This window comes from Sorangium sp. So ce394 (assembly GCF_051474665.1).
Classification (GTDB): Bacteria; Myxococcota_A; Polyangia; order Polyangiales; family Polyangiaceae; genus Sorangium; species Sorangium cellulosum_D.
The window spans coordinates 5,788,436-5,813,562 of record NZ_CP150339.1; the positions used below are offsets into that span (position 1 = coordinate 5,788,436).

A 25,127-nucleotide genomic window follows, 5' to 3' on the forward strand; every position below is an offset into this window, starting at 1 on the left:
CAGCGCGTGCGCTCGGCTCGCCCGCTGCCGAGTCGGGCGCGGCGGTGCGGTGCTCGTCGCTCCACGCTCCGAGCGGGCCGGCGACGGGTCACTCCCCGCGACCGAGGAACTCCATCAGCCAGGCCATGGCCGGCCGCATGGTGCCGTCCGGGTGCAGGAGACCCGTGTTGTCCCGCCAGGTGGAGCCGACGACGTAGCCCCAGAGGGTGATGCCTTTGACGGCGGGGTGGTTGTAGAACATCGTGAACTGCTCCTCCATCACCCGTCGCTGCTCCTCGTCGTCCGCGAGGCTGATGTCGTACTCGGTGATGTAGACGGGCAGGCCCGTGGCGGCGAGCCCGTCGATGAAGCCCTTCACCGTGCTGGTGTCGAACTTGTAAGCATCGTGGGCCTCCGCGCCGAGGCCGTCGATCGGAGCGCCCGCGGCCAGCAGCGCCTTCACCATCTCGACGAAGCGGTCGTGCTCGCCCTTGTACTCGATGTTGTTGTAGTCGTTCAGGATCAGGGTCGCGCCCGGGCAGAACTCGCGCGCCCACGTGAAGGAGTTGACGATCCAGTCATAGCCGCTCTCGCCATCGCCCCCGATGGCGTTCTTGAAGGTAGGCGTGGTGTGGGGCGGCGGCTCGTTCACGACGATGATGTACTTCGTCGCGGGATACCGTTCGCAGAACGCCTGCATCCAGTCCCTGATGGCCTGCCGCTGCTCGTCGGCGGTGAGGCGCCCGATCCAGTTCGGCGGGGTGTTGCCATACACGAAGGCGTACTCCGTGAAGGGGATGTCGTTGTCCTGCGCGTACGCGTAGATCGCGTCGAGCCTGCTCCAGTCTCGAACGTCGCGGGAGGGCGCGACGCTGCTGAACCAGCCCTCTACCTCGGGCGCGATCTGGTCCCAGTACCGGATGAAGTCGTCGCGCACGGCGCGATCCGTCGTGATGTTGCCGACGAATTTGCCGTTGCCCGCGCTGCTCGAACCGCCCGACCCGTGGCTTGAGCCGCCAGCCCCGGAGCCGCTCGTCCCAGCACCCCCGGAGCCGCCGTCGCCGGCGCCGCCCGTACCCGCGCCAGAGGCCCCCGCGCCGCCCGCGCCAGCGCCGCTCGCGCTGACGCCGGCGCTGACGCCGTGGCCGTCCGCTCCGGTCGAGCCCCCTGCGCTCGACGAGCCGCCCGGGCCAGGGTCAACCCTGTCGACCTTGCCAGAGCAGCCAGAGAGGGCCGCGAGCCCGAGCCCGAGCGCGCCGCACAGCCATCGAGAAGCACGGTTCTTGTTCATGCCAACCCCCCGCGATTTGGATGATCGTCGATGGTGACTTCTGGAGCAAGAAAGCCGTTGGTCAGCCGCGCGATCCGAGAGAGCACGCGCCCGGCCAGGCACGCCGGGCAGATCGGTCCCTGGAATTCCCGCTGTCCTCTGGATCGATTGCGATCCGTGCCGAGGAGCGATCCGTGCGACGGTCACGAGAGCGTGCGGAGCGTGGCGCGCTTGCCTCAGCGAGGAGGCGGGGTGCAGAGAAAACACCCGCCGCACTCGTAATGCTGCGTCTTGGTGCCCCACGCGATCTGGTTGTTGCAGCAATCGCGGCCATACTTGCCGACGACCGTCGTGTGGCTCTCGTCGCTGTAGTAGATGCAGTTCGCCCCGGGCGCCGCCTCGCTCGAGGGAGCCAGCAGGGCGGCGCTTCCCAGCATCGCCGCGCCTGCAGTCAGGGCAGCGAAGAAGAACCGCAAGCGGGTAGCAGGGCCGATCCGACGCATGGATAACTCCTTTTGCGATGGAGGTCTTTCCTGGCCTCCGGGTCGATGCGACACACCTTAGAACGAATGCCCGGCTCGGGCAAGCGCGCGGGCCGAGCGCTCGATACGGCCATCGACGGATGCATTCCTGCATTGGTGAGAGCGCCGCCGAGGGTGGCGGCGAATGGTGGAAACAGCGCACCAGCCTTGCTGCAACGGCAAACCTCGCGCGCTGCGCGCCGACGGTCGATTGTCGCTCCGAAAGAAAAGTCCGCAGGCACAGCAGTGCCGTCCCCTTCGTCTGCCTGGCTCAGCTCGGTTTTTTTTTGCGCCCTTCACGCCATAACACCCAACATTACAATTCTTAACGAACGCCTGAGAGACAGACGGTGCTCGCCGCTCTCGTGGACGACGCGGTAGCTCCCCGGGATCTCGGCGGGCGCCGATCCTCGCCGCCTTGCTGTCGGCGTCGGTGGCGTTCCCGATCTCGAGGACGATCGTCTCCTGCGCGCGGATGCAGGCGGACATGTGCCGGCGGACGATCGTGCGCTCTTCGCGCGGGAGCCCCTTGCGATCCGGTCGGTCTGCACCCAGAGCGTCCTCACGCCGCTCATGCCCGAAGGCGACACGCTCTTCCGGATCGCCGCTGCCCTTGGCCCCGCGCTGGAGGGCGCGCGCGTCATCGCCCTGGAGCTGCCCCGGAGCGACCGGCGGTGCGACGCGCTCGTCGGCCGGCGGATCGAGCGCGTGGAGGCGCGCGGCAAGAACCTGTTGATCTTCTTCGACGAGGGCACGGTGCTGCACACGCACCTGCGGATGAGCGGCGCGTGGCACCTCTACCGCGAGGGCGAGCGCTGGAAGCGGTCCGAGGCGACGGCGACGGCGATCCTCGCGGTCCCGGGCTACGTCGCCGTCTGCTTCCGCGCGCCCATCGTGCGCCTGCTCCGCGCGAGCGCCTTGCGCGGCGACCGGCTGCTCGGCGGCCTCGGCCCGGACCTGCTCGGCGACGGCTTCGACGCCGCGGAGGCGCTCCGCCGCCTGCGCGCGCTCGACGAGGTGCCGCTCGGGGTCGCGATCATGGATCAGCGCGTCGTCGCCGGCATCGGCAACGTCTACAAGAGCGAGCTCCTCTTCCGGAGGCGGCTCGACCCGTTCGCCCCGGTCCGGGCGTACTCGGACGAGGAGCTCTCCGCGATGCTCGACCTCGGCCGCCGTCTCCTGCAGGCCAACGTCGAGCCGCGGGATCCCTCCGGCGCGTACCGCGGCCCCACCGCGCACTACCTCCACACGCGCACGACGCGCGCGGGGTTCGACCGCGGCAGGCGGCCGGTCAGCGTCTACGGCCGCGAGGGGCGCGCCTGTTACGACTGCGGCGCCGCGATCCAGATGCGCCGCCAGGGGACGATGATGCGGTCGACGTACTTCTGCCCCCGCTGCCAGCCGGCCCGCGCCGCGCCGGCGCCGTCGGCCGCTCCAGCGACGCCGGCGGAGACAATGCAGCCGGACGGATCTGCGCCGTCCTCGGACGGGTCCGCGCCTTCATCGGACGGATCTACGCGATCGGTATCGTGATCTTGGCCGCCTGCGGAGGGCGGCGAGGCGGCCGAGATCCGGAGATGCGCGAGGCCGAGACCTTTTTGTCGGCCGGATCGTAAGATCCAGCCTCATGCGCGTCGCCTGGTTCCTTCTCGTGCTCGTGCCTGCGTGCAGCCACCCCGTGGACGAGCCCGTCTCTCCGGATGCCGAGAATCCGAAGAGCCCTCCCTCCGGCGGTTCGTCCTCCTCTCCGGCGTCTCCGGCCGCTGCGCCCTCGGCAGGCGCCGCCGAGGTGGACGCCCGCTTCGCCCCGCTGATCGCCTCCGCCTATCGCGACTACAAGGCGTGGGGCCGCGTCGACGACGAGCTCCGCTGGGCGCCCTGGCTCTGCCGCCTGCCGCTCCCCGGCCGTGCCCGCATGAGCGCCGCCGAGGACGGCGGTCACGCCCGCAAGCTCTACTCGGTGTTCGCCAAGCACCGCGATCGCTATCCGCTGGTGCAGGCCGAGGCGCCCGTATCCCAGCCGGTCGGGCAGGCCCTCGTCAAGGAGAGCTACCACCCCGAGCTCGTCGACGCGAAGGAGGTCCCCGAGCTCCCGTCGCACCAGCCTTCGGGGGCTGACGGCGCGTCCGGCACGCCAGATCACTTCGATCCTTACCTGCGGGACGGCGATCGCGTCTACCGCGCGTCGCGCTTCGCCGGCGCCTACGTGGTGCTCAAGGTCGCGCCGGAGACGCCCGGCACCGACGCCGGCTGGGTCTACGGGACGGTCACGCCCGGGGGCGAGGTGACCTCCGCCGGCCGGGTCGCGTCGTGCATGGGGTGTCATGTGAGCGCCCGCCACGAGCGCGTCTTCGGGATCGCGCCGGCGCCGTCCGCGGCGCCCTGACCCGCACCGCGCGACGTGCTCCCTCGCCGGCCCCCTGGCCGGGCACAACCTCGCTCACCCTGATCTCCGCGCTCCCGCCACGCTCGGCCGCAGCAGCGACGGCGGCGGCTCCTCGCTCGCCGGCGCCGCCTCGGGCTCGTGCTCCTCCGGCGCCGGCTCCATGACGCGCGCGATCCACGACAGCCCCTCCACGTTCTCCAGCGTGATCTTCGCCACCATCATGATCGGCACCGACAGCAGCGCCCCCGACGGCCCCCAGAGCCAGCCCCAGAAGAGCATCCCGAGCAGCACGGCGAGCGGGGACAGCCCCAGCGTCCGCCCGAGGACCCGCGGCTCCAACACATTGCCCACCAGCAGGTTGATGAGCAGATACCCGATCGCCACGATCGCCGCGGTCCCGGGCCCCTGGCTCGCCAGCGCGGCGAGCACGGCCGGGATCGTCGCCACCGCCGCGCCGATGTTCGGGATGAAGTGCAGGACGAACAGGCTCGACGCCAGGAGGAGCGCCAGGTCCACGTCCAGGAGGACCAGCATCACGTAGGCGAGCACGGCGACGAGCAGGCTGGTCAGCGTCTTCACGAGCAGGTACTTCTTCACCTCGCGCACGATGCGGTCGACGTGCTCGAGCCCGCGGCCGGGGTCCGCGATGATCGCCCGGAGCTTCGCGCCGGCGCCTGCGAACTCGCAGAGCGCGAAGAAGACGACGAGGAGCACCATGCCCAGGTTCGACGCCGCGCTGGCGACCGTCACCGCGGCCCCGCCGAGCAGCGGCACCAGGGACGCCGTGTGCAGCGTCTTGGACAGGAACTCCGGGTTCACCGGCAGCCCGCGCTCCGTGAGCGTCGCGGCGATCGCCACGGTGATCTCCGAGGCGCGCGCCAGGTAGGCCGGCACCTTCTCCTCCAGCTCCACCCCGGCGATGGTGACCACCGCCCCCACGAAGGCCAGGATCGCGAGGTCGACCACGAGCGCCGCCAGCGCCCCGACGGCCGGGGGGAGCCCCCGCCGCGTCACCCAGCTCGCGATGGGCGAGGAGATGGCCGCGAGCGCGATCCCGAACAGCACCGGCACGAGGAACGGCTCGGCGTAGCGTAACCCCACGATGACAACGACCGCGGCCGCCGCGACCATCATCATCTGAGCTCGACGAGATATCGTGAAGATCCCCATGCCTGACCTCGCTGCTGACGGGTTCCCGCGTCACGTCCATCTCAGAAGGTGAGCACGGTGCAATTCCATGAAAAGCAAGGGATGCGCCACGCTCCGTCCCGCTGGTCCCCCGCGCGCGGGGGCGCTCGCGGACTCGCCGCGTCCGCTGGATTCGCGCGCTCGCCGCGCGCGGCGCGGCGTTCGTTCCTCGCGCGGGATCGTGGAGGTGGGGCCAGCCTGCACGGGCGGAGCGATCTGCTACGCGCGCCGGTTCGATGCTGGGGGAGGGGGGCAGACTCAGGAGCGCCGCAGAGGGCAGTGAGGCGCGATGTCGCATGCGGCGCCGCGCCACGTCGGCCACATCGACGCGTCGGAGCGCTGCGCCAGAGCGAGCCGGCGCAGCGCTCCTCGCCGCGGTGGAGATCGCTTACCGCGCGGCCACCCGGCCGTCGCTCGTCGGCCCGCCGTTCAGCGGCACCGCGGCGTGCTGGCTGGCGTCGGTCTTCGGGGTCGTCCCGGTGACGTAGGCCTTGACCGCCTCGACCAGGAACCGGAGCCCGGCCGTGCCCTGGTTGTCCCAGTACTCGCCCTCGCGCGGGGTCACATGGATGAGCGCGAGGTGGGGGTCGTCCTTGCCCTTCGGGAAGTAGACCCTGGCCTCTTCCGACCACAGCTCCTCGATCTTCGCCCGGCTCCTCACGATCGACGCGCGACCCGAGAGCGACAGGAAGCGGCGCTCCTCCTGGAGCGTCACGTTCACCTCCGGATTCGACTCGATCTCGTCGATCTTGCCCGAGTCGATGCTCGTCATGAACCAGATGTCACCGGTGCCGTCGTCGACCTTCACCAGCGCCATGGGACGCGCCCGCAGCGAGCCGTGGTTGGCCTGCGTGACGAGCATGGCATTCCGGAACTTCTTGAGGATCTCCAGCAGCTTCTCTCGCGACCCAGTTTCCATGGTCTCCTCCGTTGAGTCCCGCCGTCAGTTGCGAGATCCGGACCACGGCCGGCTCACCCGCGAGATCGCGCGATGAACGGCCCTGTTGTGCCGCACCCAGCGTGCGCTAGAGGCATTCCGCCACAGCCGTCCGCGCGGTCCGCGCGAGCGCGAGCCGCCGCCTTGCGCAGCGCCAGGAGGGCTGTCGCGCGGCGCTGGCGGAGCTACCCAGCGCGCGTGAGCGCGAGCGCCGCGACGACGATCGCGATCAGCGCGAGCGCGCCGACGACCACGAGCGCCACCTTGCCCCACGCGATCGGCGCCGTGCCCGTGACGCAGCTCGCGTCCTGGCCGTGCACGACGGCGCGGTAGCTGCGCCCCTCGTAGCGGTAGGCGAGCACGTACGAGGGCAGCGCCACCCGGCGCGTCTCGAGCGCGCGCAGGAGCACCGCCACGTGCACATTGCGGAAGGTGGACCCGGGGATCACGCCCTGCTTCAGCGCCTCCGCCGCGGCCGCGGCGATCCGCTCGCTGACGATCTTCCGCGCCGCCGAGCGCTGCGCGTCGAACTGCTCCAGCACCGCGTCCTCTGGGCCGAGCTGCTGCTGGGCCCGCTGCGCGACCGGCACCACCTGGTCGAGCCGGAAGTGCGGCGCGAGCTCCCGGGCCTCGTCGAGCGACAGCCCGCGCGACGCGGACACGAGCAGGCTGCGGAACGGCAGCTGCGTCTGTCCGGCGTGGGGGGCCCAGGCGCTCCGCCGGGCGCCCGCGTTCGAGTCCGCCGTCCAGCTCACCACCGCGTCCGCGTTGACGAGCCAGCCCGCCCACCAGATCGGACGCAGCCCCTCCACGGTCGCCGCCTGCGACAGGTCCGACGGCCGGAAGAAGCCGAGCGTCGACATCCACCGCCGCAGCGCCTGGTCGGCCTCCGCGGGAGGCACCCCGAACGGGAGCAGCCAGTCGGCCTGGTCGACCGGGTCGACCGGCTGCTCCAGGCGCGTGACCGCGCCGCAGAAGCGGCACTTCGGCGCCTGCGCCTCGGCCGAGTACGCCACCGCGGCGCCGCACTCGGTGCACCGCAGCACCTGCACCGGCGGCGGGGCCGGGCCGCGGTCCAGCGGCGCGGCGAGGCCGCAGACGGCGCAGCGCAGGTCGCCCGGTTCCAGCGGCCCCTGGCAGCGCGCGCAGCACCGCGCCGCGGCCGGCGAGACGCCCACGCTCATGCTCATCGCGCCCCTCCGGTCGGGGTGGGCCTGCTCCCGCCGGGACGGGCGCGCTCGGCCGGCGCGGGCGCGGCGGCGGGGGCCGGCGGCCGCGCGACGCCGCGCCGCTCGGCCGGGTCGCGGTCGCGCGCCGCGGCCAGGACGAACGGCGCCGCGAGGAGCAGGATCGCGAGCAGCACGGCGAGGGCGATCTTCACCCAGGAGAGGGGCGCCTTGCCGTGGATGGCGCCGGTCTGGCCGTTGATGAGGACCCGGAAGGGCGGCTTGCGCGGGTCGTGCCGGATCGCGAGCACCCAGAGGGGCACATAGATGAGCTCGAGCGTCTCCTGGTCGAGGCGCGTCTCGTGGGTGAGGCCGTGGTGGCTGTCCCCGGGCATGAAGCCCGGGAGGTCGCGGCCGACCTTCTCGAGCGCCTCCCGCCGCGCGAGGGCGTAGCACTCCGCCTGCGTCATGGTCGGCTCCTCGGCGACCCAGCCGCTCAGCACCGCGGGCGTGTAGCGCCGCATCGTGCGCAGGTCGAACGGCTCGATCGCCTCGAGCTCGGCGTTCTGGACGGCGCGCGACGCCACGACGAGCACATCCATGACGTAGGTGGCGTGCTGGCCTTCGAGGTGCCGGTGCTCGGTCCTCGTGACGACGCGCGTGCGGGTGACGGTGTTCCCCTTGTCGTCGGTCGTCGTGTACGTCTCGGTCTCCTGGTAATTCTCGCCGATCTGCGCCGCGTAGCGCGTCTGCGCCATCGCCGAGTACAGGTACGCGGGCGTGTAGACGCCGCGGATCGCGTCGATGGTGCCCTTCTTGACGCTCGACTGCACGAAGAGGCTCCGCTTCCCGAGCCACGCCGCGACGGCGCCCTGCGCGCTCTCCCTGGCCATCGCGAACCCGAGCACGAAGTGCGGCGACGGCCGGTCGTTCGAGGGCGGCCGCTCCACGACCGACGGCGACGCGCAGTAGGGGCACACCGCGGTCCGCTGGTCCGCTTCGACGCGCAGCGAGGCGCCGCAGGTCTCACATTCGAGTTGCACCGGCGCCCGAGAGAACCGCACCCGGGGGCGGGGCGTCAACAGGGAAGGGGCGGCGCGGCGCCGGCGGGGCCGCGCGCCGTCAGCAGGGGACGGGCGGCGGCCGGCTCCCGAGGTCGGCGGGAGACACGGAGTCGCCGGGGTCCTGCTGCGGTGTTTGCCGGAGCAGCGGTGAGAGCGAGCGCATCGCCCACTGCCGGACCGGGGCGTCCGCCCACGGCTGCCACCGCGGGCTGGCCGGCGCCGCGACCGCCGCGGCGGCAGCGCGAGGCGCGCGCGCCCCGGCGCGCAGGCGCGGCGCGGGCCGAGGCTCGTCGAGGAAGCGCAGCAGCTCGGGGGCGAGATCGGCCACCGCTTCCCGGTGCGGGTAGTGCCCCGCCTTCGCGAAGCGGCGCACCGCCACCCCCTCCAGGTAGCGGTCGATGTCCGCCGCGTGGCGCACGGGGATCACGGGATCGCGCTCGCCCCAGTAGACGGCGACCGGCGGTATCTCCGGGATCCGGTGCGCGATGTCCATGAGGTGCTCGCGCTGGCCGCGCAGATCGATCGCGTGGCGGAGCGTGCGCGACAGCGCGCGGGCCGTGCCGGGCCGCGCGTTCACGCGGGCGAGGTGCCGGCGCTCCTCCGCGTTGAAGTTGCCGCCGAGCACCAGCATCCCCGCGTGGGTGCCGACGCCCATGAGCACCGGCGCGGCCAGCTCCAGCAGCCCTGTCACCGCGGCGAAGCGCAGCGGCAGCGCGACCTCGCTCCCGATGCCGCCCGCGGCGACCAGCCCGAGGCGGTGCACGCGCCCCGGCCGCTCGATCGCCACGCACATCGAGACGCTGCCGCCGAACGAGTGCCCGATCAGATCGAAATCGCTGAGCCCGAGGGCGCGGATCCACTCCGCGACGACGCTCGCGTACCAGGCGACCGTGTAGGGAGCGTCCGGACGGGCCGAGTGTCCGTGGCCGGGCAGGTCGAGCGCGACGACCCGGCGCCCGCCGGCCGCGAGCGCGGGCGCGAGCCGGTTCCAGGTCCTACAGCTATCGGACAGGCCGTGCACCAGGACCACGGTGCGCTTGTCCGGGTCGCCATTCCGGGGAGGGCTCCACTCCTCCCAGTGCACCTCGCCTGCGGAAAAGCTGCGAACATGGCTGCGACACCGGATCGACATGTTCTTTCCAAAAAGTCGCACGAAGCACCGCGTCTGTCCAGATTGCACGCCGGTTCTTCTCTTCGTCGTGGGCGGCTTCAGGCCCCCGCGAAGCCCGTTTCGCATTCGATGTGGGTCGAGTGACGCCAGCATGCGCCATGCTGGGACGCGGACCGGACAGCGCCTCTTGTCCTGTTGTCCATTGAGTCCTTGGCGCCGGGGCGGTCTCTCATACGCTCCAGCTGCCGAATTCCGGCGGCATGGCCACGCGCGCGGCGGCTCATTCGAGCAGGAAGTAGTGCGCGTCGCGCTTGATATCGAAGTGGAAGTGGTCCGCGTGCGCCTCGTTCGCGTTGGGCGTGAGCACCACGTTGAACAGCCCGCTCGTATGAACGGCGCAGATGATCTCCCGCAGCTCGAGGGCGTGGGGGCTCGGCTCCTTCGGCTCCGACCCGGGGCCGCACGGCGGCGCGCCGATGGCGCCGTGCCAGTCGGTCTTCACGTCGAGCCGCGCTCCGTCGGCCTTCACGAAGGCGGCCACGTCGATGGCGAGCCCGAGGGCGTGCTGGCTGGGACGCCCGGGCGCCGGCGCCGGCGGCTTCGGGGCGACCGCGCCCTTCTTCGCCGCCTTGGCCGCGCCCTTCGAGGTCTTCTTGCCGGCCGGCGGCTTCGCGGGCGTCTTCTGCGCCTTTTTTGGCTTCTTCGGCTTGGGCGCGGGCGTGCCGGCGGGCGCGGGCCGGTGGATGCTGACGTGCACCACCTCGGCGATCCCGCGCGTCGCGAGGAAGGCGGCGAGATCGTCGAGCGCGAGGACCAGCCGGCAATCGGCGATGTCGAAGACCGAGGTCGACCGCGGCTTCGCCACGCCGTCGCCGCGGAACGTCACCCCGCGCAGCGCGCCGGTGATCCGGACCGGCCGGTCGACCAGCGGGGCGCCGCGCGGCGCCGGCGCGTGGGGGATCCCGCGGCGCTTCAGCTCGCGGTCGCACGCGTCGCTCGAGAGCCGCCCGTAGGTGGCCGCGCGCGACGCCTCCGACCACACGGGCTTCTCGAACAGCGCCGGGCCCGCGTCCATGCCGCCGTCCGAGAGGCTGGCCCCGCCGTCGTCCAGCAAGCCGGCGCCGCCGTCGGCCGGGAGCGCCCCGCCATCCCCGGGCACCGCCGCCGCGGCCCCCGGCCCTGGCGCCGCCGCCGACCCCGCCGGGGCCTCGCCACGCTCCGCCTCGGTGCGCCGCAGCGACGCGATGCCGAGCGGGGTGAGCAGCGCCGCGCCCCCGATCAGGGCCGCTCCGAGGGCCAGCGCACGGCGGGAAGGGAGCGCGCTCATCCAGCGCGAGCTTACCTCGCGCCCAACCATGGGAGCACGCCTTGCCGTTGACCGCGGAATTTGGTCGACTCCCGCGATGTCACGCCCCCGCGCCGCGCTCGCTGGCCGCGTACTTTCCCGCGGAATCGCGCTGTTCTCGCTGCTCGCGGCCTGCCAGGCCCCGGCGCCCGGCTCGCCGGCGGATCCGGCCGCCGGTCGGCCCGCGCTCGCGCCGGCGCCCGTCATCCCGCGCGCGCCGCCGCCGTCGCTCGTCACGGAGGCCGAGCGGACCGGCTTCCAGCGCACCGGCCGCTACGCCGAGGTCGAGCGGCTGTGCGCCGCCTTCGAGCAGGCCTATCCGGGCCGCGCCCGCTGCGTCCGCTTCGGCGCGACGCCCGAGGGCAGGCCCATGCTCGCGATCGCCGCCTCCGACGACGGCGCGCTCGACCCCGCCGCGGCGCGGGCGAAGCGGCGCCCGGTGATCCTGTTCCAGGGCGGCATCCACGCCGGCGAGATCGACGGCAAGGACGGCGGCTTCTGGGCGCTCCGCGAGCTGCTCGACGGCGCCATGGCGCCCGGCGCCCTCGCCGCGGCCACCGCGCTCTTCGTGCCCGTGTTCAACGTCGACGGCCACGAGCGCTTCCGCCGAAACCAGCGGCCCAACCAGCGCGGCCCCGAGGAGATGGGCTTCCGCACCACCGGCCAGAACCTCAACCTGAACCGCGATTACATGAAGGCCGAGGCGCCCGAGATGCGGGCGATGCTGGCCCTCCTCGACGCCTGGGACCCCGTGGTCCAGGTCGACCTGCACACGACCGACGGCGCGAAGTTCCAGCACGACGTCGCGGTCATCGTCGAGCCCTCGACGCCGCACCCTGGCAACCTCGACGCCGCGGCGCGCGAGCTCTCCGACGCGCTCCAGGCGCGCCTCTCGGCGCTCGGTCACCTGCCGCTCCCGTTCTATCCGTCGTTCCGCGAGGACGACGACCCCGCGTCGGGCATCTCGGCCAAGCCGGGGCCGCCGCGCTACTCGCAGAGCTACGGCGCCGCCCGCAACCGCGTCGGCGTGCTCGTCGAGACGCACAGCTGGGCCACCCACGCCGCGCGCGTGCGGGCGGTCCACGACCTGCTCGCGGCGCTCTTTGAACGTGCCGCCGCCGGCGGCGCGGGCGCCCTCCGCGCGGCGGCCGATCGCGCGGACGCCGCCGCCGCGCGCCTCGCCGGCGCCCCCTTCGCCCTCACGCACCGCGCGGGGCCGGTCCCGCGCATCTTCCCGTTCCGCGGGTACGCCTACGAGAAGCGCGCCTCGGAGATCTCGGGCGGCACGTGGACCCGCTACGACGAGTCCCGCCCGGAGATCTGGCGCGTGCCGCTGTTCGACCGCCTCGAGCCGGATCTGACCGTCACCGCGCCCGCCGCCGGCTATGTCGTCCCGGCGGCGCACGCGGCCTGGGTGGCCGACAAGCTGCGCCTGCACGGCGTGCGTTACGAGCTCCTGTCCGAGGCGCGCCCCGGCTTCGCCGTCGAGGCGTTCCGGGCCGACGCGGTGGCTTACGAGCCGTCCTTCGAGGGCCGGACGCCCGTCGAGCTGAAGGGCGCCTTCCGGCCGGAGCGACAAGATCTGCCGGCCGGCTCGCTCTTCGTACCCATCGCGCAGCCGCGGGCGCCCCTCGTCATGCACCTCCTCGAGCCGCTCGCGCCCGATTCCCTCGTGGCCTGGGGCTTCTTCAACGCCGCCTTCGAGCGCAAAGAGTACATGGAGGCCTACGTCGCCGAGGAGGAGGCTCGCCGCATGCTGGCCGCCGATCCGGCGCTGCGCGCCGAGTTCGAGGCGCGCCTGCGCGATCCCGCGTTCGCGAAGGACGCGAAGGCCCGGCTCGATTTCTTCTACCGGCGCCACCCCTCCTGGGACGAGCGCGTGAACCTCGTCCCGGTGTTCCGCGTCGCCGCCTCGCCCTGAGCCGCCTCTCCGCATCTCGTCTGCGCTCCGGGATCCGGTCGAATGTCCGTGCGTCCCGCGGATCTCACGCCGCTCGATGGATTCCGCTCAATCCGCGCCCCACGCAACCTGCGCGCCGCGCGTGGGCGCCCCGCGCAGGTTGCGCGGAGCGCGCCGCCATCGCATGCTCGTCATGACATGTCGGCTGGCTTGCGACAGCGTTGATCCGCGCGCGGGCGCCGACGGACGGCGACGCGATGTCGTCTGAAGATGAAAAGGGGGGCAAGCATGTTGCTGCGATGGGCGTTCGGCTTTTCTTCGGCGTTTCTCTTCGCATTTCCGGCGCTGGCGCAGAATGCGCGGATCGAGGCGTTCACCTACGCCGGCAGCGGATGTCCCGTCGGCTCCGCCGCGGGGGTGATCTCGCCGGATCAAAAGGCGTTGACGGTCATCTTCGACCAGTTCGAGGCGCACGCCGGCCCGGGCGCCGCGCGCGCCGCGAACCGCGCGTTCTGCCAGCTGGCCGTGGATCTTCGGTTTGATCCGGGATGGCAGGTGGCCGTCTTCGACGCCACGTACCGCGGCTTTGCCGACCTGGAGCCGGGCGTCCACGGGCTCCACGAGACATCGTATTATTTCTCGGGCTCGCCGCTCACCTCGGGGCCGCTCACATGGAGCATGATCGGGCCGTTCACGAACGACTTCTCGCGCACGGACGCGTTCGCGACCACGGTCTGGTCCGAGTGCGGCACGGTGCGGCCGCTCAACATCAAGACGAGCCTTTACGTCACGAACCGCCTCGCGCCGTCGAGCTCCGGGGTCCTCACGAACGACACCACCGACGTGCAGGTCCGGATCGATTATGCCCTCACATTCCGCCGCTGCCCCTGAGCTCCGCGGGGCGCCCCGACGCGCGCGGCGCGATCGGCGATGACGGGCGCCGACGCCCTGGTGCGCCGGGGCGCCGGCCTGGTACGCTGACCCGATGACGTCCACCCTGCTGATCATCGCGCTCAGCGTCATCGTGCCGCTCGGCATCACTGCGGCGGTCCTCTTCGGGGTCTGGAAGAAGGTCCTCGGTCCGCTCCGGGCCCAGCAGCAGGAGCAGCAGCAGCTGCTTCGAATCGGCGTCTCGTGCGCGGCGCGCGTGCTGCAGTACCAGGAGACCGGCATGAAGGTGTCGATGGGCGCCCAGGACTCCTACAGCCTCAAGCTGCTCCTCGAGGTGATGCCGCCGGGAATGCCGCCCTATCAGGTGGAGACGGTCGCCCTCGTGTCGGTGCTCGCGGCCCCTCGTATCCAGCCGGGGTGCATCGTCACGGTGCGCTACGACCCGGCCAATCCCCGCCGCGTCGCCATGGAGGCCGCGTACCCGCCCGGGCAGGGGCCGGCCACCGCAGCCGCGCTCGGGGGCTATCCTCCGGTGGGGGCTCACGGAGCGCCACCAGGGGCTCAGCCCGGCGCCTACGGCGTTCCCGCCGGCGCTTATGGCGCTCCCGCCGGCGCTTACGGCGTTCCCGCGGGCGCTTACGGCGTTCCCGCGGGCGCCTACGGCGCTGCCCCCGGCGCTTACGGCGCGCCTCCTGGAGCCCCGCCCGGCGCTTACGGCGCGCCTCCTGGAGCCCCACCCGGCGCTTACGGCGCGCCTCCTGGGGCCCCGCCCGGCGCTTACGGCGCGCCTCCTGGGGCCCCGCCCGGCGCCTACGGCGCTGCCCCCGCGGCCTACGGCGCGCCGCCTGGAGCTCCCCCCGGTCCGGCCGGCGCCTACGGGGCTCCCGCGGGCGCCTATGGCGCTTTCCCTGGCGCTCAGCCCGGCGCTTACGGTGCGCCTCCGGGGGCCCCGCCCGGTGCCTACGGCGCGCCCGCCGGTGCCTACGGCGCGCCGCAGGGCGCACCCGGCCCCCACGGCGCTGGTCCCGACGGCGTCTCCGGCGGGCCGGCCGGTCCTTTCGGGCCCGGCGGCGGCCCGCGCGGCTCCTGAACGACGCCCTTTCCGGGCTCCAGGCGCTGGCAGCGCCGCCGCGCTCGCTCAGGCCACCACGCAGCCCGCCGACGATCCCTGCATCGGCACGATGGCCTTGAGCTCGCCGCTCTCCCCGAAAACGAGGAGCCGCGCCACGATCGCCTGCTGGACGACGCCGCAGAGGGGCAGGAGCGCCAGCCGGAGCGCCGGCCCGCTGCCGCCGTCGAACTTGAGGGCGAGCAGCTGCTTCTCATCGCACTCCTCGAGGAGCTCCACGTCCGCGTCCAGGTGGATGGGCGCCCCCCGCGCGCACGCCTTCGCCTCGCCGAAGCTGTCGATCGTGCAAACGTTGGCTTCGAGCGAGAGCCGGACCCGAGACGACCCCTCGCCGCCGATCGTCGCGATCTGGATCTGGTGAATCGCGAGCCCCTTCTGGAGCGCGATGGGCTCCACGAGATAGCCTGTTTCCAGCCGCAGATTCTTGATTTTCATCGAACCCCCCGCCGCCCGGCCGCGCGCGCCGTGGCCACCGCCCGCCGCGGCGCCGCCGCAGCGCGCCTGTGTTCACGGGAAGCACCGGCTGTGCCGGCGCGCGCGCGCCCGGCGCGCACGCGCGTGGCTCCCGGCGGGCGCGCCCACGCCGCGCCCGGCGCCGCCGTCTCGCGGCGCGGCAAGGCGCCTCGGGCGCCGCGCGGCCCTCCGCGCGTCGATGCTCAGACGAGCCCGAACTTGTAGGTGTCCAGGATCGTGGCGAGGAGCGCCGCGTGCGCCGGATCCGCGAGGGAGCCGAGCCGGGTGACCGAGAGGTCCGCGCTGGCGCGCTCGAAGAGGGCGGCGCAGACGCGGCTCGGATCGTGGCGCGCCGCATAGGCGATGCCGTCGGGTCGCCTCGGGTGCTCGTGGATCGCGAGCGCCCAGCGGTGCGCGGCCCCGTACGATTCGCCGGAGGTCAGGCGGGCGTCGGCCCCGAGGCGCGCGAGCCCCTCTCTCGTGAGGTTCACGAGCCGCAGCGGGCGCCTCGGCGCGATGCGCGCGAGCCCGCGCGCGGCGAGCTCGCCTTGCTCCACGAAGCGCACGCCGGTCGCGTGGCCGAACACCTCGATGAACGAGCAATGCTCGTCCTTCCCGGCGTACAGCACCCCGAACTCGCCGGCCGGGGCGTCGAAGCGGTTGTCGCCCGAGCGGCCGAAGTACAGCGGATCGCGCGCGAGCCCGTGGATCCGGAACCAGCACCGCCGGAAGATCGTGATGGGGAGCGGCCTCGTCGCGAAGTCGAAGGGCGGGTCCGGATGCGGCCCGATCGTCGTCGTCATGTCGGCTTCGCAGCGCGCTCTCAGGCCGCGCCTTGCTCGCCGAACGTGCGCGCGGCGAGCCGCACCGGATCCAGATCGCCGCGGCGAATCCGGTCGAGCGGCCGATCCCCGTCGAGGCGGTGGTTGCCGGAGAGGAAGAACCGGACCTTCGCCAGCGGGGGGTGGTCGTCGAGGAGGGCCAGGATCTCCTCCAGCCCCGGCAGCACGCCGTCGTCCGCGAACTGCCATGCGGGGTAGAGGTGCCCCCGACGGCCGATGCTCACGGCCAGCAGCCTCCCGGCGGCGCGCCGCGCCTCGATGGCTTGCGGCGCGAGGTGGAGCGCCTCGCCGACCTCCTCCGCGGTGAGCGCGCCCCCCTCGGCGGCGAGGAGCGCGTCCCTCGCCTGGAGGCCGCGGAGGCGGGCCGGCGTGAGCGGATCCGCAGCGGAGAAGAGGCCCACGGCGCTCGGCTGCGTGAGCGCCGTCACCAGGGCGTCCGCGTTGCTGGGCGACGCGACGACCTCGCCGAGCTCGCGCTGATCGAGCCGCTCGGCGACCTGGGTGAGCGCATCGATGCCGCGCGCCAGAAACGCGACCCGCAGCGGCTCACCGTCGAACTGGTGGAGTCGCTCTGCAATTTCCGCCAGCGCGCTGGAGTCCCGATCCTTGGCCATGACAGACGCAGGGGACGATGCAGCGCGCCCGCGGCATCGTCAACCAAGCGCACGCCGCCATGTTGCGATAGTACGACCCCGCTGAACATAGCGTCAGTGAAAGGTACATTCGTTGTGTCGCAGGTGTCTCTCTTCTTCGGTGTGCTCACCGGCTCCTGGGTTTGCCGGGGACGTCGCGAGGAGGTCAGAGCCCGACCTGCTTCATCATGGCACTGGTGATGGACTGCCGCACGGTCGGGAGCTCGGCCCACGGATCTGCGATGGTCGCGAGGCGCTGCGGCACGGTCTCGATGGTGAACGAGGCGGGATCGAGCGGCGCGTCGAGCTCGTCCCACGAGAGCGGCGTCGCCACGGCTGCGCCGGGGCGCGCGCGGGTCGAGTACGGCGCCACGGCGGTCGCGCCGCGCCCGTTCCGCAGGTAGTCGACGAAGACCTTGCCGGTGCGCTTGGCCTTCGAGAGCGTCGCGATGTACCGCGCCGGCTCGAAGCGCACGAGCGCGTCGGCCACGGCCTTGGTGAACGGCTTCACCTCGTCCCAGCGCCTGCGCGCCTCGATCGGGACCACCACGTGGAGGCCTTTGCCGCCGGTCGTCTTGACGAAGCTCCGCAGCCCCAGCGTCTCCAGGAGGTGCCGCACGGTCTTCGCGGCCTCGGCCACGCGCTCCCAGGGGAGCTCCGGCGCCGGGTCGAGGTCGAAGACCATCATGTCCGGCTGCTCGATCCGGTCGACGCGGCTCCCCCAGATGTGCATCTCGAGCGCCCCCATCTGCACGAGCGACACCAGCCCTTCGGTGTTCTCGATGTAGAGATACGTTCGTGTTCCATCGTCCTCTTCGACGAGCGTCCGCCGGATGGCCTCCGAGAGCCCCTCGGCCTCGTGCCTCTGAAAGAAGCAGGGTTTGCCCTGACCCGCGGGGCAGCGGACGAGCGTGAGCAGCCGCTTCGCGACATAGGGCAGCATGTGCTCGGCGACCCGCGCGTAATACCGCGCGAGAGCGAGCTTCGTGATCCCCTGCGCCGGATAGAGCACCTTGTCGGGGTTCGTCAGCCGCGTCCCCGCGACCTCGATCCTCTCGGCGCCGCCCCGGCCGCCGAGAGGGGCCTTGCCCGGCGCCTCGATCGCCGCTGCGCCGGCCGCCTTGCCGGGCGTCGTGCCGGCGGCCCTGCGCGCCCTTTTGCCCGCCGCGCCGGCCGCCTCGCTCAGGGCCGCGCTCACCGCCTTGCCGGCTTTCGCGCTCGCCCCCTTGCTCCTGGCCGCGCTCACCGCCTTGCTCGGCGCGCCGGCCGCCTTGCGGGGCGGCGGCGCCGGCGGGGGCTGCTCGCGCTCGACGGTGACCGACTCCGGGGTGCGGTCCTCGCGGAGGCCCTCGAACGACGGGTGCCGCAGCCGCCCGTCGCGCGTCCAGGCGGAGAATTGGACCTCGGCGAGGAGCTTGGGCTCGACCCAGTGCACGCCGCGCATGCGCGGCGCCCCTGCGAAGGCCGGCTTGGCGCGCTCGATCGACTCGAGACGGCTGCGCAGGGTCGTGAGCGTCTTGTTCGTGAAGCCCGTGCCCACCTTTCCGGCGTAGGCGAGCTTGCCTGACCTGTTCACGCCGACGAGGACGGCCCCGAGCCCCTGGCGGGCCCCGGTCGGCTCGGTGAACCCGACGATCACGAACTCCTGGCGCTTGCCGCACTTCACCTTGAGCCAGCTGTTCCCGCGCCCGCTCCGGTAGTGAGCCTCCGGGCGCTTCGCGATGACGCCCTCGATCCCGAGCTTGCACGCGTGCTGGAACACCGCGGCGCCGTCCTCCTCGAGGTGCTCCGTGTAGCGCAGGGTGCCCTCCTCGGGCGCTTCCTCCAGCAGCGCCTTGAGCGCCCGTTTGCGGGTGACCTGCGCGCAGTCGCGGAGATCGCGGCCGTCCAGGTAGAGCAGGTCGAACACGAAGTACATCAGTCGCCCCTCGCGCCCATCATTTCCGTCGCTGAGCGCGTTCTGAAGGGCCTGGAAATCGGTCACGCCATCGGGCCCGACGATGACGATCTCGCCGTCCATCACCGCATCGCGGGCTGGCAGCCGAGCGAGGTCGTCGCGCACGCTCGCGAACCGCTCGGTCCAGTCCTGGCCGCGGCGGGTCAGGAGCGTCACGCGGCCGCCGCGGAGCTGCGCGAGCATCCGGTAGCCGTCGAATTTGACCTCGTAGAGCCACCCTTCGCCCTGCGGAGGCCCGGTGACGAGCGTCGCGAGCTGGGGTTCGACCTCGTCCGGGAACGGCCCTCTCCGCGCGCCCTCGAGCGCATCCGCGTAGGTCAGCGTCCGGCGCGGGGCCGCGGCGGCGCCGTCCGCCTGTCCCTTCGCGGTGGACGAGCGCAGGCCGTCCACGTCCGTCGCAGTCGCGCCGCGTCTGCGGCGGGCTGTCGGGGGTAGGGGCCGCTCGTCCTGAGTCCGCCGCGCCGCGCTTCGCGCTTGTCTCTGTCCGACCATCGTCGCGCACCGCCTTTTTTTTGACGGCAAAGCAATTTCGATACCGGAATGCGATCCGCGCCCTGGCTCCTTATCTCATGGCGTAGCCAGCTGAGCTCGGCATACGCGCCCCAGAATGAGGCGAACTGCCACGCTCGCGGCTTGGCGACGCGCCTGGCGCACGGATTTCGCTCCTGGGCATCGAGACGCACTGGGCCGCGGGATACACGCGGTCCCGGACGGCGATGGGTTTCCACGCTCGTCACGAGCCTGGATTGAACAGCTGCTCAGGGCTGCACGGACGCTTCGGCTCGAGACGGGACGGACTTCAGGTTCGGCGAGGGGACGACCCCATCCGTGCAGACGATCCGTGTTACGCTTGCCGTCATGGGCGCTCGGCTCGTCGTGCCGAGACGATGTGGGCGGTCGAGCCGCGCTCCTCGGGACGAGCGACACGGCTCCACGTCGGGCTGAGCTACTGCAGCGCCTCCGAGGCGCTCGCCGCGGTGATGGCCTGGTCGTGCCAGCGCTCCAGCGTCGGGAGGTCGACACACGCCTCGATGCGGGCGTCGTCGTCGGGGCTGAGCTCGAGCTTACGGCGTGCGAGCACGCGTCGCAGGGCGGCGCGCGCCTCGGCCAGCCGTCCCTTGCCGATGCCCTTCTCGATGCCTTGTTCGACACCTTTCTCGATCAGCCGCTTCTGAACCTGCGGGCTCGCTTCGAGCAGCACCTCGAGGATGCGCTGCCGCCGGGCCTCCACCTCCGGGTCCTCGGCCTTGCCGAACCGCCACAGGAGCTCCTCACGGGTCGTCGCTGACATCGCCAGGTACTCTAGCATGGTCAGCACCCACTCGATGGGCCTGCGCCCCGCGACCCAGCGGCCGAACTCGTCGAGGGCTCGACCGGAGCGGGCGACCAGGAACGCGATCAGCTCGTCCCGCAGGGGGAGCTCGTTCGCTGCGACCCACACCAAGCAGTGCCCGAGCGGCTCCACCCGGTAGCAGCCGGGCGCGAAGCGGACGGGCGCGTACACCCGTCCCAGCCACTCCGGCACGTGCGGCGCGACCATCCAGAGCGGCTCGTGGCCCAGCCAGGACGGCGTCGGCTCCTGCTCCTCGACCCGCTGCAACTGCCTCGCCTGGCGTCGCAACAGAGCCCTCTCGATCGCCCTTCGATCCACGTGATCCCCGGCGAGCTTCAGCTCGACCATCACCTCCTCGTGCTTCCGCGCCTCGGGCCACGGCGCCGTCAGGTGCTCCAGGAAATCGGGGCGATGTATCAGGAGCAGCCCGTCGCTCTGCACCTTCTCGAGCCGGATCTCCGGTGGATCCTGCCAGGTGATGGCGCCTCCGGTGAGGCGCTCCGTCTCTTCGGCGAAGGTTCGCTTGGCGAACAGGTCCGGCTGACCCATCGCGCCGCGCGGTAGCAGATCACGATCGCAGGAGCCAACTCCTAGGCTGGCTCAACGACGTCCGCCGGCCGCCCTCCCTCGACAGCGCTCGCGACCGACGCGTCGAACCGACCTCAAGCTGAATTCTCAAATGAAACTGACTTCATCTCCGTAACCCACCCTCTTGTCGAGGGCGCGCGCTCAATATGCGCTCTCCGCCCGTCACCGCGCGGGGGTCTCGCTCCAGTGGCGCACCAGATCGGGCACGGCCGTCTCCGCCATGCGGGTGAGATGTCGCACGTGATCCGGCTTCTGGGTGCCTGGATATCCCCGCACGTGGAACGCACCCCGGTGCGCCTCCGACAGCGGAGCGAACCGGGGCTTCGCCTCGCCCGACGTCCCCGTCAGGTCATAGACCGCCTGCGCATCGGCGCCGGCGCTCGGCGAGCGCTGCGCCCCCGTGAGCTTGAGGAGAGCGTCCGTGCTCTCGTGCGTGCCGGCGTAATCGCCCACCGGGATGATCTCCGAATGCGTGATCGACATGAGCTTCTTGCCGGCGGCCGCCAGCTCGGCGAAGCGCCCGAACGGCTTGAGACGCTCCATGTCCAGGCTGTGGTCGATCGGCATGTACCCGGTATGGATGCCGTCCAGGAGGAGGACGGCGTCGACCTTGTCGGTGAACCCGGGCTGGTTCAGGAGCCCGCGAACCGCGCCGTACCCCGCGCTGAACGCCGAGAGCGCGACGCGCCTGAGCCGGGCGTCGCGCAGCCCGCGCGCCTCGAGCGCGGTCTGCGCCTTCGCGAGGAGCACCGGCAGGTAGGAGCGGATCGAGAACCGGGTCTCGTACGCCGCCGAGCTGATGCCCATGTTGATGATCATCACGACCGCGTTGAGCCCGGCCCGCTCGAACCCCGTCTGGACGACGTCGTTGATCCCGTGAAAATGGACCACGAGGTCGTAAGCCCCATCCGCCGAGGAGAACGACGAGGGGATGGTGATGATGCCGTCGGGGATCGGGATCACCGCCGAGCGATCGAGCGTCGCGTCGGCACGGTCGTCGAGATCGATGAGCGGCGCAGCCGCCTCCGCCTGCGCCTGGACCGGCGCAGCCGCCTTCGCCCGCGCCTCGACCCGCGCCGCCGCCCCGGTGGAGCGCAGGACAGCCGCCGCAGCCGCCGCGGGCTGGATCGCCGAGCCCCCGCGGAGATCGAAGCCCGCAGCCCCGAGCTGCAGCGAGACGAGCGCGCCCAGCACCGCCGCAAAGCCCAGGCCCGCCCCCGCGCTCAGCGCGATCAGGCGCGACATGGAACGCCGCACCGGCGCCGCCTCGACCGGAGCCGCCTCGACTGGCGTCGCATCGACCGGAGCCGCCGCCCCGACCGGCATGGCCATGCCCGCAAGCGATGCCGGGGGACGGCGGAAAATTAAAGTGGGTTCATCCTCGTCGTGAAGCAGTTGGACCTCCGCGCGATGGGGCTCTGCGGGGAACATGCTCAGCCATGATGCGAGGCCCATGCCACGAAGGGCAAGCGCGAAATTCAGCAAGCTAAGCTCGCATTCGCGCGCGTCAAGAAGGTGGACCTGGTCCGACGTCGTACCATGGAGATGGTCAGCCGAGCCCTCAGGCAATCACCTTACTTCGCGACCGAACGCGTTTGCGTCTACCGCGCTTCGCGCGTACTCGAATTCGCGGCCTGACGGTGTGAACTGGCCATGAACCGACTGACGTCCACCCGTCTGGCGCTCGCGGCGTCCGTGGCGCGCGAGCGCTCGCGCGCCGGGCCTCGCAAGCCGTTGGATGTCCAACGGGTCGGTTGCACGTCCATCGGTTGCACGTCCAACGGCCCGCGAGCGGTCGCGCGCCGCGCGGGCGCCCGGCGAGCGAGCGGTCGCTGGGGAGCGCCGGGCAACGCCGCGCCGCGCGTTGGAAATCCGGGGCGGCGAGGGGCGGGGCGAACGTGGGCCTTGACAGCGCGGGGCGCCTCTGGATCTCCTTTCCCCTCCTCCCACCCGCACGGGCCCCCATGACCAACTTCCCCCGCGTCTACGAAGACAACACCCAGAGCATCGGCCGCACGCCGCTCGTCCGCATCCGCCGGGTGACCGACGGCGGCGGCGCCATCGTGCTCGCGAAGATCGAGGGGCGGAACCCGGCGTACTCGGTCAAGTGCCGCATCGGCGCGGCCATGGTCTGGGAGGCCGAGAAGCGGGGCGCGCTCGGCCCCGGCAAGGCGATCGTCGAGGCGACCAGCGGCAACACCGGCATCGCGCTGGCCTTCGCCGCCGCCTCGCGCGGCATCGAGTGCGTGCTCACCATGCCCGAGACGATGAGCATGGAGCGGCGCAAGGTGCTCGTGGCCCTCGGGGCCAAGCTCCTCCTGACGCCGGGCCCCCAGGGGATGAACGGCGCCATCGCCAAGGCCGAGGCCCTGGCCGCCTCGGACCCCGGCCGCTACGTGCTGATGCGGCAGTTCGAGAACCCGGCGAACCCCGCCATCCACGAGACCACGACCGGCCCCGAGATCTGGGACGACACCGGCGGCAACGTCGACGTCCTCGTCTCGGGCGTGGGCACCGGCGGCACGCTGACCGGCGTCAGCCGCTACTTCGAGCGCGTCCGCGGCCGCGCGCTGCACTCGGTGGCCGTGGAGCCGGTCCACTCGCCGGTCATCGCGCAGACGCTCGCGGGCCAGCCGCTCACCCCGTCGCCCCACAAGATCCAGGGCATCGGCGCCGGCTTCGTCCCCAAGAACCTCGACCTCTCCTTCGTGGATCAGGTCGAGGCGGTCTCCAACGACGAGTCGATCGCCATGTCGCGGCGCCTGGCGCGCGAGGAGGGCATCCTGTGCGGCGTCTCCTGCGGCGCCGCGATGGTCGCGGCGAGCCGGCTCGCGCGGGATCCGAAGTGGGAAGGCAAGACCATCGTGGCCATCCTGCCGGACGCAGGCGAGCGGTACCTCTCCGGGCCCCTCTTCGAAGGGATGTTCGCGGAGATCGAGGCGATGAAGGCCTCGTGAGGTCGACGTGAGCAAGGAATGTGATGGTGCCTCGGCCCAGGCGTCGGGCGACCTGCACGGCATCGTCGATGCGCTGATCGCGAGCTACCGCGAAGATCCGCGCGGGCATCACATCAACAAGCGCTTCACCCCGTCGCGCCAGGAGATCACGGAGATCATCGATCTCCTGCTCCAGATCTTCTACCCGGGCTACCACGGGCGACAGGACCTGTCGGACGAGGACCTGCTCTACCACGTGGGCACGCTGGTCTCGAACCTGCGGGACAAGCTGGAGCGGCAGATCGAGCGCTGCCTCTGCTTCCAGGACGAGACGGTGGACGCGCGGCGCCTCGACGTCCCGAAGTGCCGGCAGCGGGGGCGCGACGTGGCGCGGGCGTTCGTGAGCCGGCTGCCGGACGTCCGGCGGCGCCTCCTGCTCGACGTGCAGGCGGCCTACGACGGCGACCCGGCGGCGGCCTCGATGGACGAGATCATCCTGGCCTATCCGGGCCTGCTCGCCGTGACGGTGCACCGGGTCGCGCACGAGCTGTACCTGCTCGGCGTGCCGCTCATGCCCCGGATCATGAGCGAGTGGGCGCACACGCGGACGGGCGCCGACATCCACCCGGGCGCCAACATCGGCGACAGCTTCTTCATCGATCACGCGACCGGCGTCGTCATCGGCGAGACCACCGACATCGGCGCGCACGTCAAGCTCTACCAGGGCGTGACGCTCGGCGCCCTGTCGTTGCCCCAGCACTCGCGGGGCGCGCGCGGCCTGAAGCGCCACCCCACGGTGGAGGACGATGTCACCATCTACGCGAATGCCACCGTGCTCGGCGGAAAGACGGTGCTGGGGCAGGGGAGCGTGGTGGGCGGCTCGGTGTTCCTGACGAAGAGCGTCGCCGGCGGCCAGCGCGTGGCGATCGAGGCGCCCAGGCTGCGCGTCGCCTCGCCGTCCCAGGGCGCGCCCGCCGTCGGCGGCTCCGAGCTGGACGCCAGCATTCTAGACTTCGATATCTGAGGCGGGCGCCCGCTTCGGAGACGGGCCCATCTCGACGTTTTCGGTGCTCGGCGTACAAGAGTACGCCTGCGCGCCGAAAACGCCGATCTGGGCCCGTCTCCTGTGCGGGCGACCGCCGCTGGGCGCCACATTTTTATTTTGTATGTAGAAGAGGTGATTGAGGAGCGCGGGAGGGCAGGGGGGTCAGCGGTCGGAGTGGCCTAGGGGGCGGTCGGGGGCGATGCGGTCGCGGATCGATTGCTTCAGCTCCTTGGGCTCGGGGAAACGCTCGGCAGAGGCGCGCGAGAAGAGGAGGACGCCGTCGAGCGTGACGTCGAAGATGCCACTCGATCCCGGCGAGAGGAGCACGTCGATCTCGTCGGGGAACGTGATGAGGAGCTCCTGAGCAAGCCAGGCGGCGCGCGTCAGCCAACGGCACTTCGGGCAGTAGCGGATCGCGACGAGCGGGCGAGGCGGGGCAGGGACGGCATCCATG

At 72.1% G+C, this 25,127-nt stretch carries 22 protein-coding genes; 7 read left to right on the forward strand and 15 right to left on the reverse strand.

The window, feature by feature from the left end:
* Positions 1-88: 88 nt before the first annotated feature.
* On the reverse strand, positions 89-1,270 hold the full coding sequence (locus WMF33_RS21120) for an endo-1,4-beta-xylanase (RefSeq protein ID WP_437338833.1): 1,182 nt from the start codon (positions 1,268-1,270) through the stop codon (positions 89-91).
* A gap of 215 nt (positions 1,271-1,485) precedes the next feature.
* Positions 1,486-1,752: a DUF6289 family protein gene (locus tag WMF33_RS21125; protein WP_061627948.1), complete on the reverse strand. Its 267-nt coding sequence runs from the start codon at positions 1,750-1,752 to the stop codon at positions 1,486-1,488.
* A gap of 591 nt (positions 1,753-2,343) precedes the next feature.
* Between WMF33_RS21125 and WMF33_RS21130 the strand changes: the two genes are divergently transcribed.
* On the forward strand, positions 2,344-3,303 hold the full coding sequence (locus WMF33_RS21130) for a DNA-formamidopyrimidine glycosylase family protein (RefSeq protein WP_437338834.1): 960 nt from the start codon (positions 2,344-2,346) through the stop codon (positions 3,301-3,303).
* 94 nt (positions 3,304-3,397) lie between these two features.
* On the forward strand, positions 3,398-4,156 hold the full coding sequence (locus WMF33_RS21135) for a hypothetical protein (RefSeq protein WP_437338835.1): 759 nt from the start codon (positions 3,398-3,400) through the stop codon (positions 4,154-4,156).
* Positions 4,157-4,210: 54 nt separating this feature from the next.
* Here the strand turns inward: WMF33_RS21135 and WMF33_RS21140 are convergent, their stop codons facing one another.
* From WMF33_RS21140 to WMF33_RS21165, 6 genes are all read right to left on the reverse strand, one after another.
* Positions 4,211-5,293 (reverse strand): AI-2E family transporter, encoded by a 1,083-nt coding sequence (locus WMF33_RS21140; RefSeq protein ID WP_437338836.1) that lies wholly within the window; start codon positions 5,291-5,293, stop codon positions 4,211-4,213.
* Between the two features lie 439 nt (positions 5,294-5,732).
* Positions 5,733-6,263, reverse strand: a complete 531-nt coding sequence (locus WMF33_RS21145; RefSeq protein WP_020736186.1) for a pyridoxamine 5'-phosphate oxidase family protein — start codon at positions 6,261-6,263, stop codon at positions 5,733-5,735.
* Positions 6,264-6,466: 203 nt separating this feature from the next.
* Positions 6,467-7,471 (reverse strand): zinc ribbon domain-containing protein, encoded by a 1,005-nt coding sequence (locus tag WMF33_RS21150; RefSeq protein ID WP_437338837.1) that lies wholly within the window; start codon positions 7,469-7,471, stop codon positions 6,467-6,469.
* Complete coding sequence (locus WMF33_RS21155; RefSeq protein WP_437338838.1) at positions 7,468-8,529, reverse strand: hypothetical protein; 1,062 nt, start codon at positions 8,527-8,529, stop codon at positions 7,468-7,470. The genes WMF33_RS21150 and WMF33_RS21155 overlap by 4 nt, the downstream gene beginning before the upstream one ends.
* A 40-nt stretch (positions 8,530-8,569) precedes the next feature.
* The gene (locus tag WMF33_RS21160) at positions 8,570-9,643 is read right to left on the reverse strand and encodes an alpha/beta fold hydrolase (RefSeq protein ID WP_437338839.1); all 1,074 of its coding nucleotides are present in this window, start codon (positions 9,641-9,643) and stop codon (positions 8,570-8,572) included.
* Between the two features lie 259 nt (positions 9,644-9,902).
* Entirely contained in the window at positions 9,903-10,949 is a 1,047-nt protein-coding gene (locus WMF33_RS21165) for an extensin family protein (protein ID WP_437338840.1), read from the reverse strand.
* A gap of 76 nt (positions 10,950-11,025) precedes the next feature.
* Between WMF33_RS21165 and WMF33_RS21170 the strand changes: the two genes are divergently transcribed.
* The 3 genes from WMF33_RS21170 (at position 11,026) to WMF33_RS21180 (ending at position 14,848) form a co-directional block, all read left to right on the forward strand.
* A complete protein-coding gene (locus WMF33_RS21170; RefSeq protein ID WP_437338841.1) occupies positions 11,026-12,888 on the forward strand; it encodes a M14 family zinc carboxypeptidase in 1,863 nt (620 codons plus the stop codon).
* A 267-nt stretch (positions 12,889-13,155) separates the two neighbouring features.
* The gene (locus WMF33_RS21175; RefSeq protein ID WP_437338842.1) at positions 13,156-13,758 is read left to right on the forward strand and encodes a DUF4360 domain-containing protein; all 603 of its coding nucleotides are present in this window, start codon (positions 13,156-13,158) and stop codon (positions 13,756-13,758) included.
* Positions 13,759-13,852: 94 nt separating this feature from the next.
* A complete protein-coding gene (locus WMF33_RS21180; RefSeq protein ID WP_437338843.1) occupies positions 13,853-14,848 on the forward strand; it encodes a hypothetical protein in 996 nt (331 codons plus the stop codon).
* Positions 14,849-14,896: 48 nt separating this feature from the next.
* Here WMF33_RS21180 and WMF33_RS21185 read toward each other — a convergent pair whose 3' ends face one another.
* From WMF33_RS21185 to WMF33_RS21210, 6 genes are all read right to left on the reverse strand, one after another.
* Entirely contained in the window at positions 14,897-15,322 is a 426-nt protein-coding gene (locus tag WMF33_RS21185) for a hypothetical protein (protein ID WP_437338844.1), read from the reverse strand.
* Between the two features lie 221 nt (positions 15,323-15,543).
* On the reverse strand, positions 15,544-16,143 hold the full coding sequence (locus tag WMF33_RS21190; protein ID WP_437338845.1) for an RES family NAD+ phosphorylase: 600 nt from the start codon (positions 16,141-16,143) through the stop codon (positions 15,544-15,546).
* 20 nt (positions 16,144-16,163) lie between these two features.
* Positions 16,164-16,796 (reverse strand): hypothetical protein, encoded by a 633-nt coding sequence (locus WMF33_RS21195; RefSeq protein ID WP_437338846.1) that lies wholly within the window; start codon positions 16,794-16,796, stop codon positions 16,164-16,166.
* 184 nt (positions 16,797-16,980) lie between these two features.
* Positions 16,981-19,161: a DNA ligase D gene (gene ligD, locus WMF33_RS21200; RefSeq protein WP_437338847.1), complete on the reverse strand. Its 2,181-nt coding sequence runs from the start codon at positions 19,159-19,161 to the stop codon at positions 16,981-16,983.
* 556 nt (positions 19,162-19,717) lie between these two features.
* On the reverse strand, positions 19,718-20,653 hold the full coding sequence (locus WMF33_RS21205; RefSeq protein WP_437338848.1) for a hypothetical protein: 936 nt from the start codon (positions 20,651-20,653) through the stop codon (positions 19,718-19,720).
* A 201-nt stretch (positions 20,654-20,854) separates the two neighbouring features.
* A complete protein-coding gene (locus WMF33_RS21210; RefSeq protein WP_437338849.1) occupies positions 20,855-22,177 on the reverse strand; it encodes a hypothetical protein in 1,323 nt (440 codons plus the stop codon).
* 479 nt (positions 22,178-22,656) lie between these two features.
* Between WMF33_RS21210 and cysK the strand changes: the two genes are divergently transcribed.
* Together cysK and WMF33_RS21220 are read left to right on the forward strand one after the other, a co-directional pair.
* On the forward strand, positions 22,657-23,649 hold the full coding sequence (gene cysK, locus WMF33_RS21215) for a cysteine synthase A (RefSeq protein ID WP_437338850.1): 993 nt from the start codon (positions 22,657-22,659) through the stop codon (positions 23,647-23,649).
* Between the two features lie 7 nt (positions 23,650-23,656).
* Complete coding sequence (locus tag WMF33_RS21220; RefSeq protein WP_437338851.1) at positions 23,657-24,652, forward strand: serine O-acetyltransferase; 996 nt, start codon at positions 23,657-23,659, stop codon at positions 24,650-24,652.
* Positions 24,653-24,835: 183 nt separating this feature from the next.
* On the opposite strand, the gene WMF33_RS21225 is transcribed toward WMF33_RS21220, so the two are convergent.
* Entirely contained in the window at positions 24,836-25,126 is a 291-nt protein-coding gene (locus tag WMF33_RS21225; RefSeq protein ID WP_437338852.1) for a SelT/SelW/SelH family protein, read from the reverse strand.
* Between the last annotated feature and the right edge of the window lies 1 nt (position 25,127).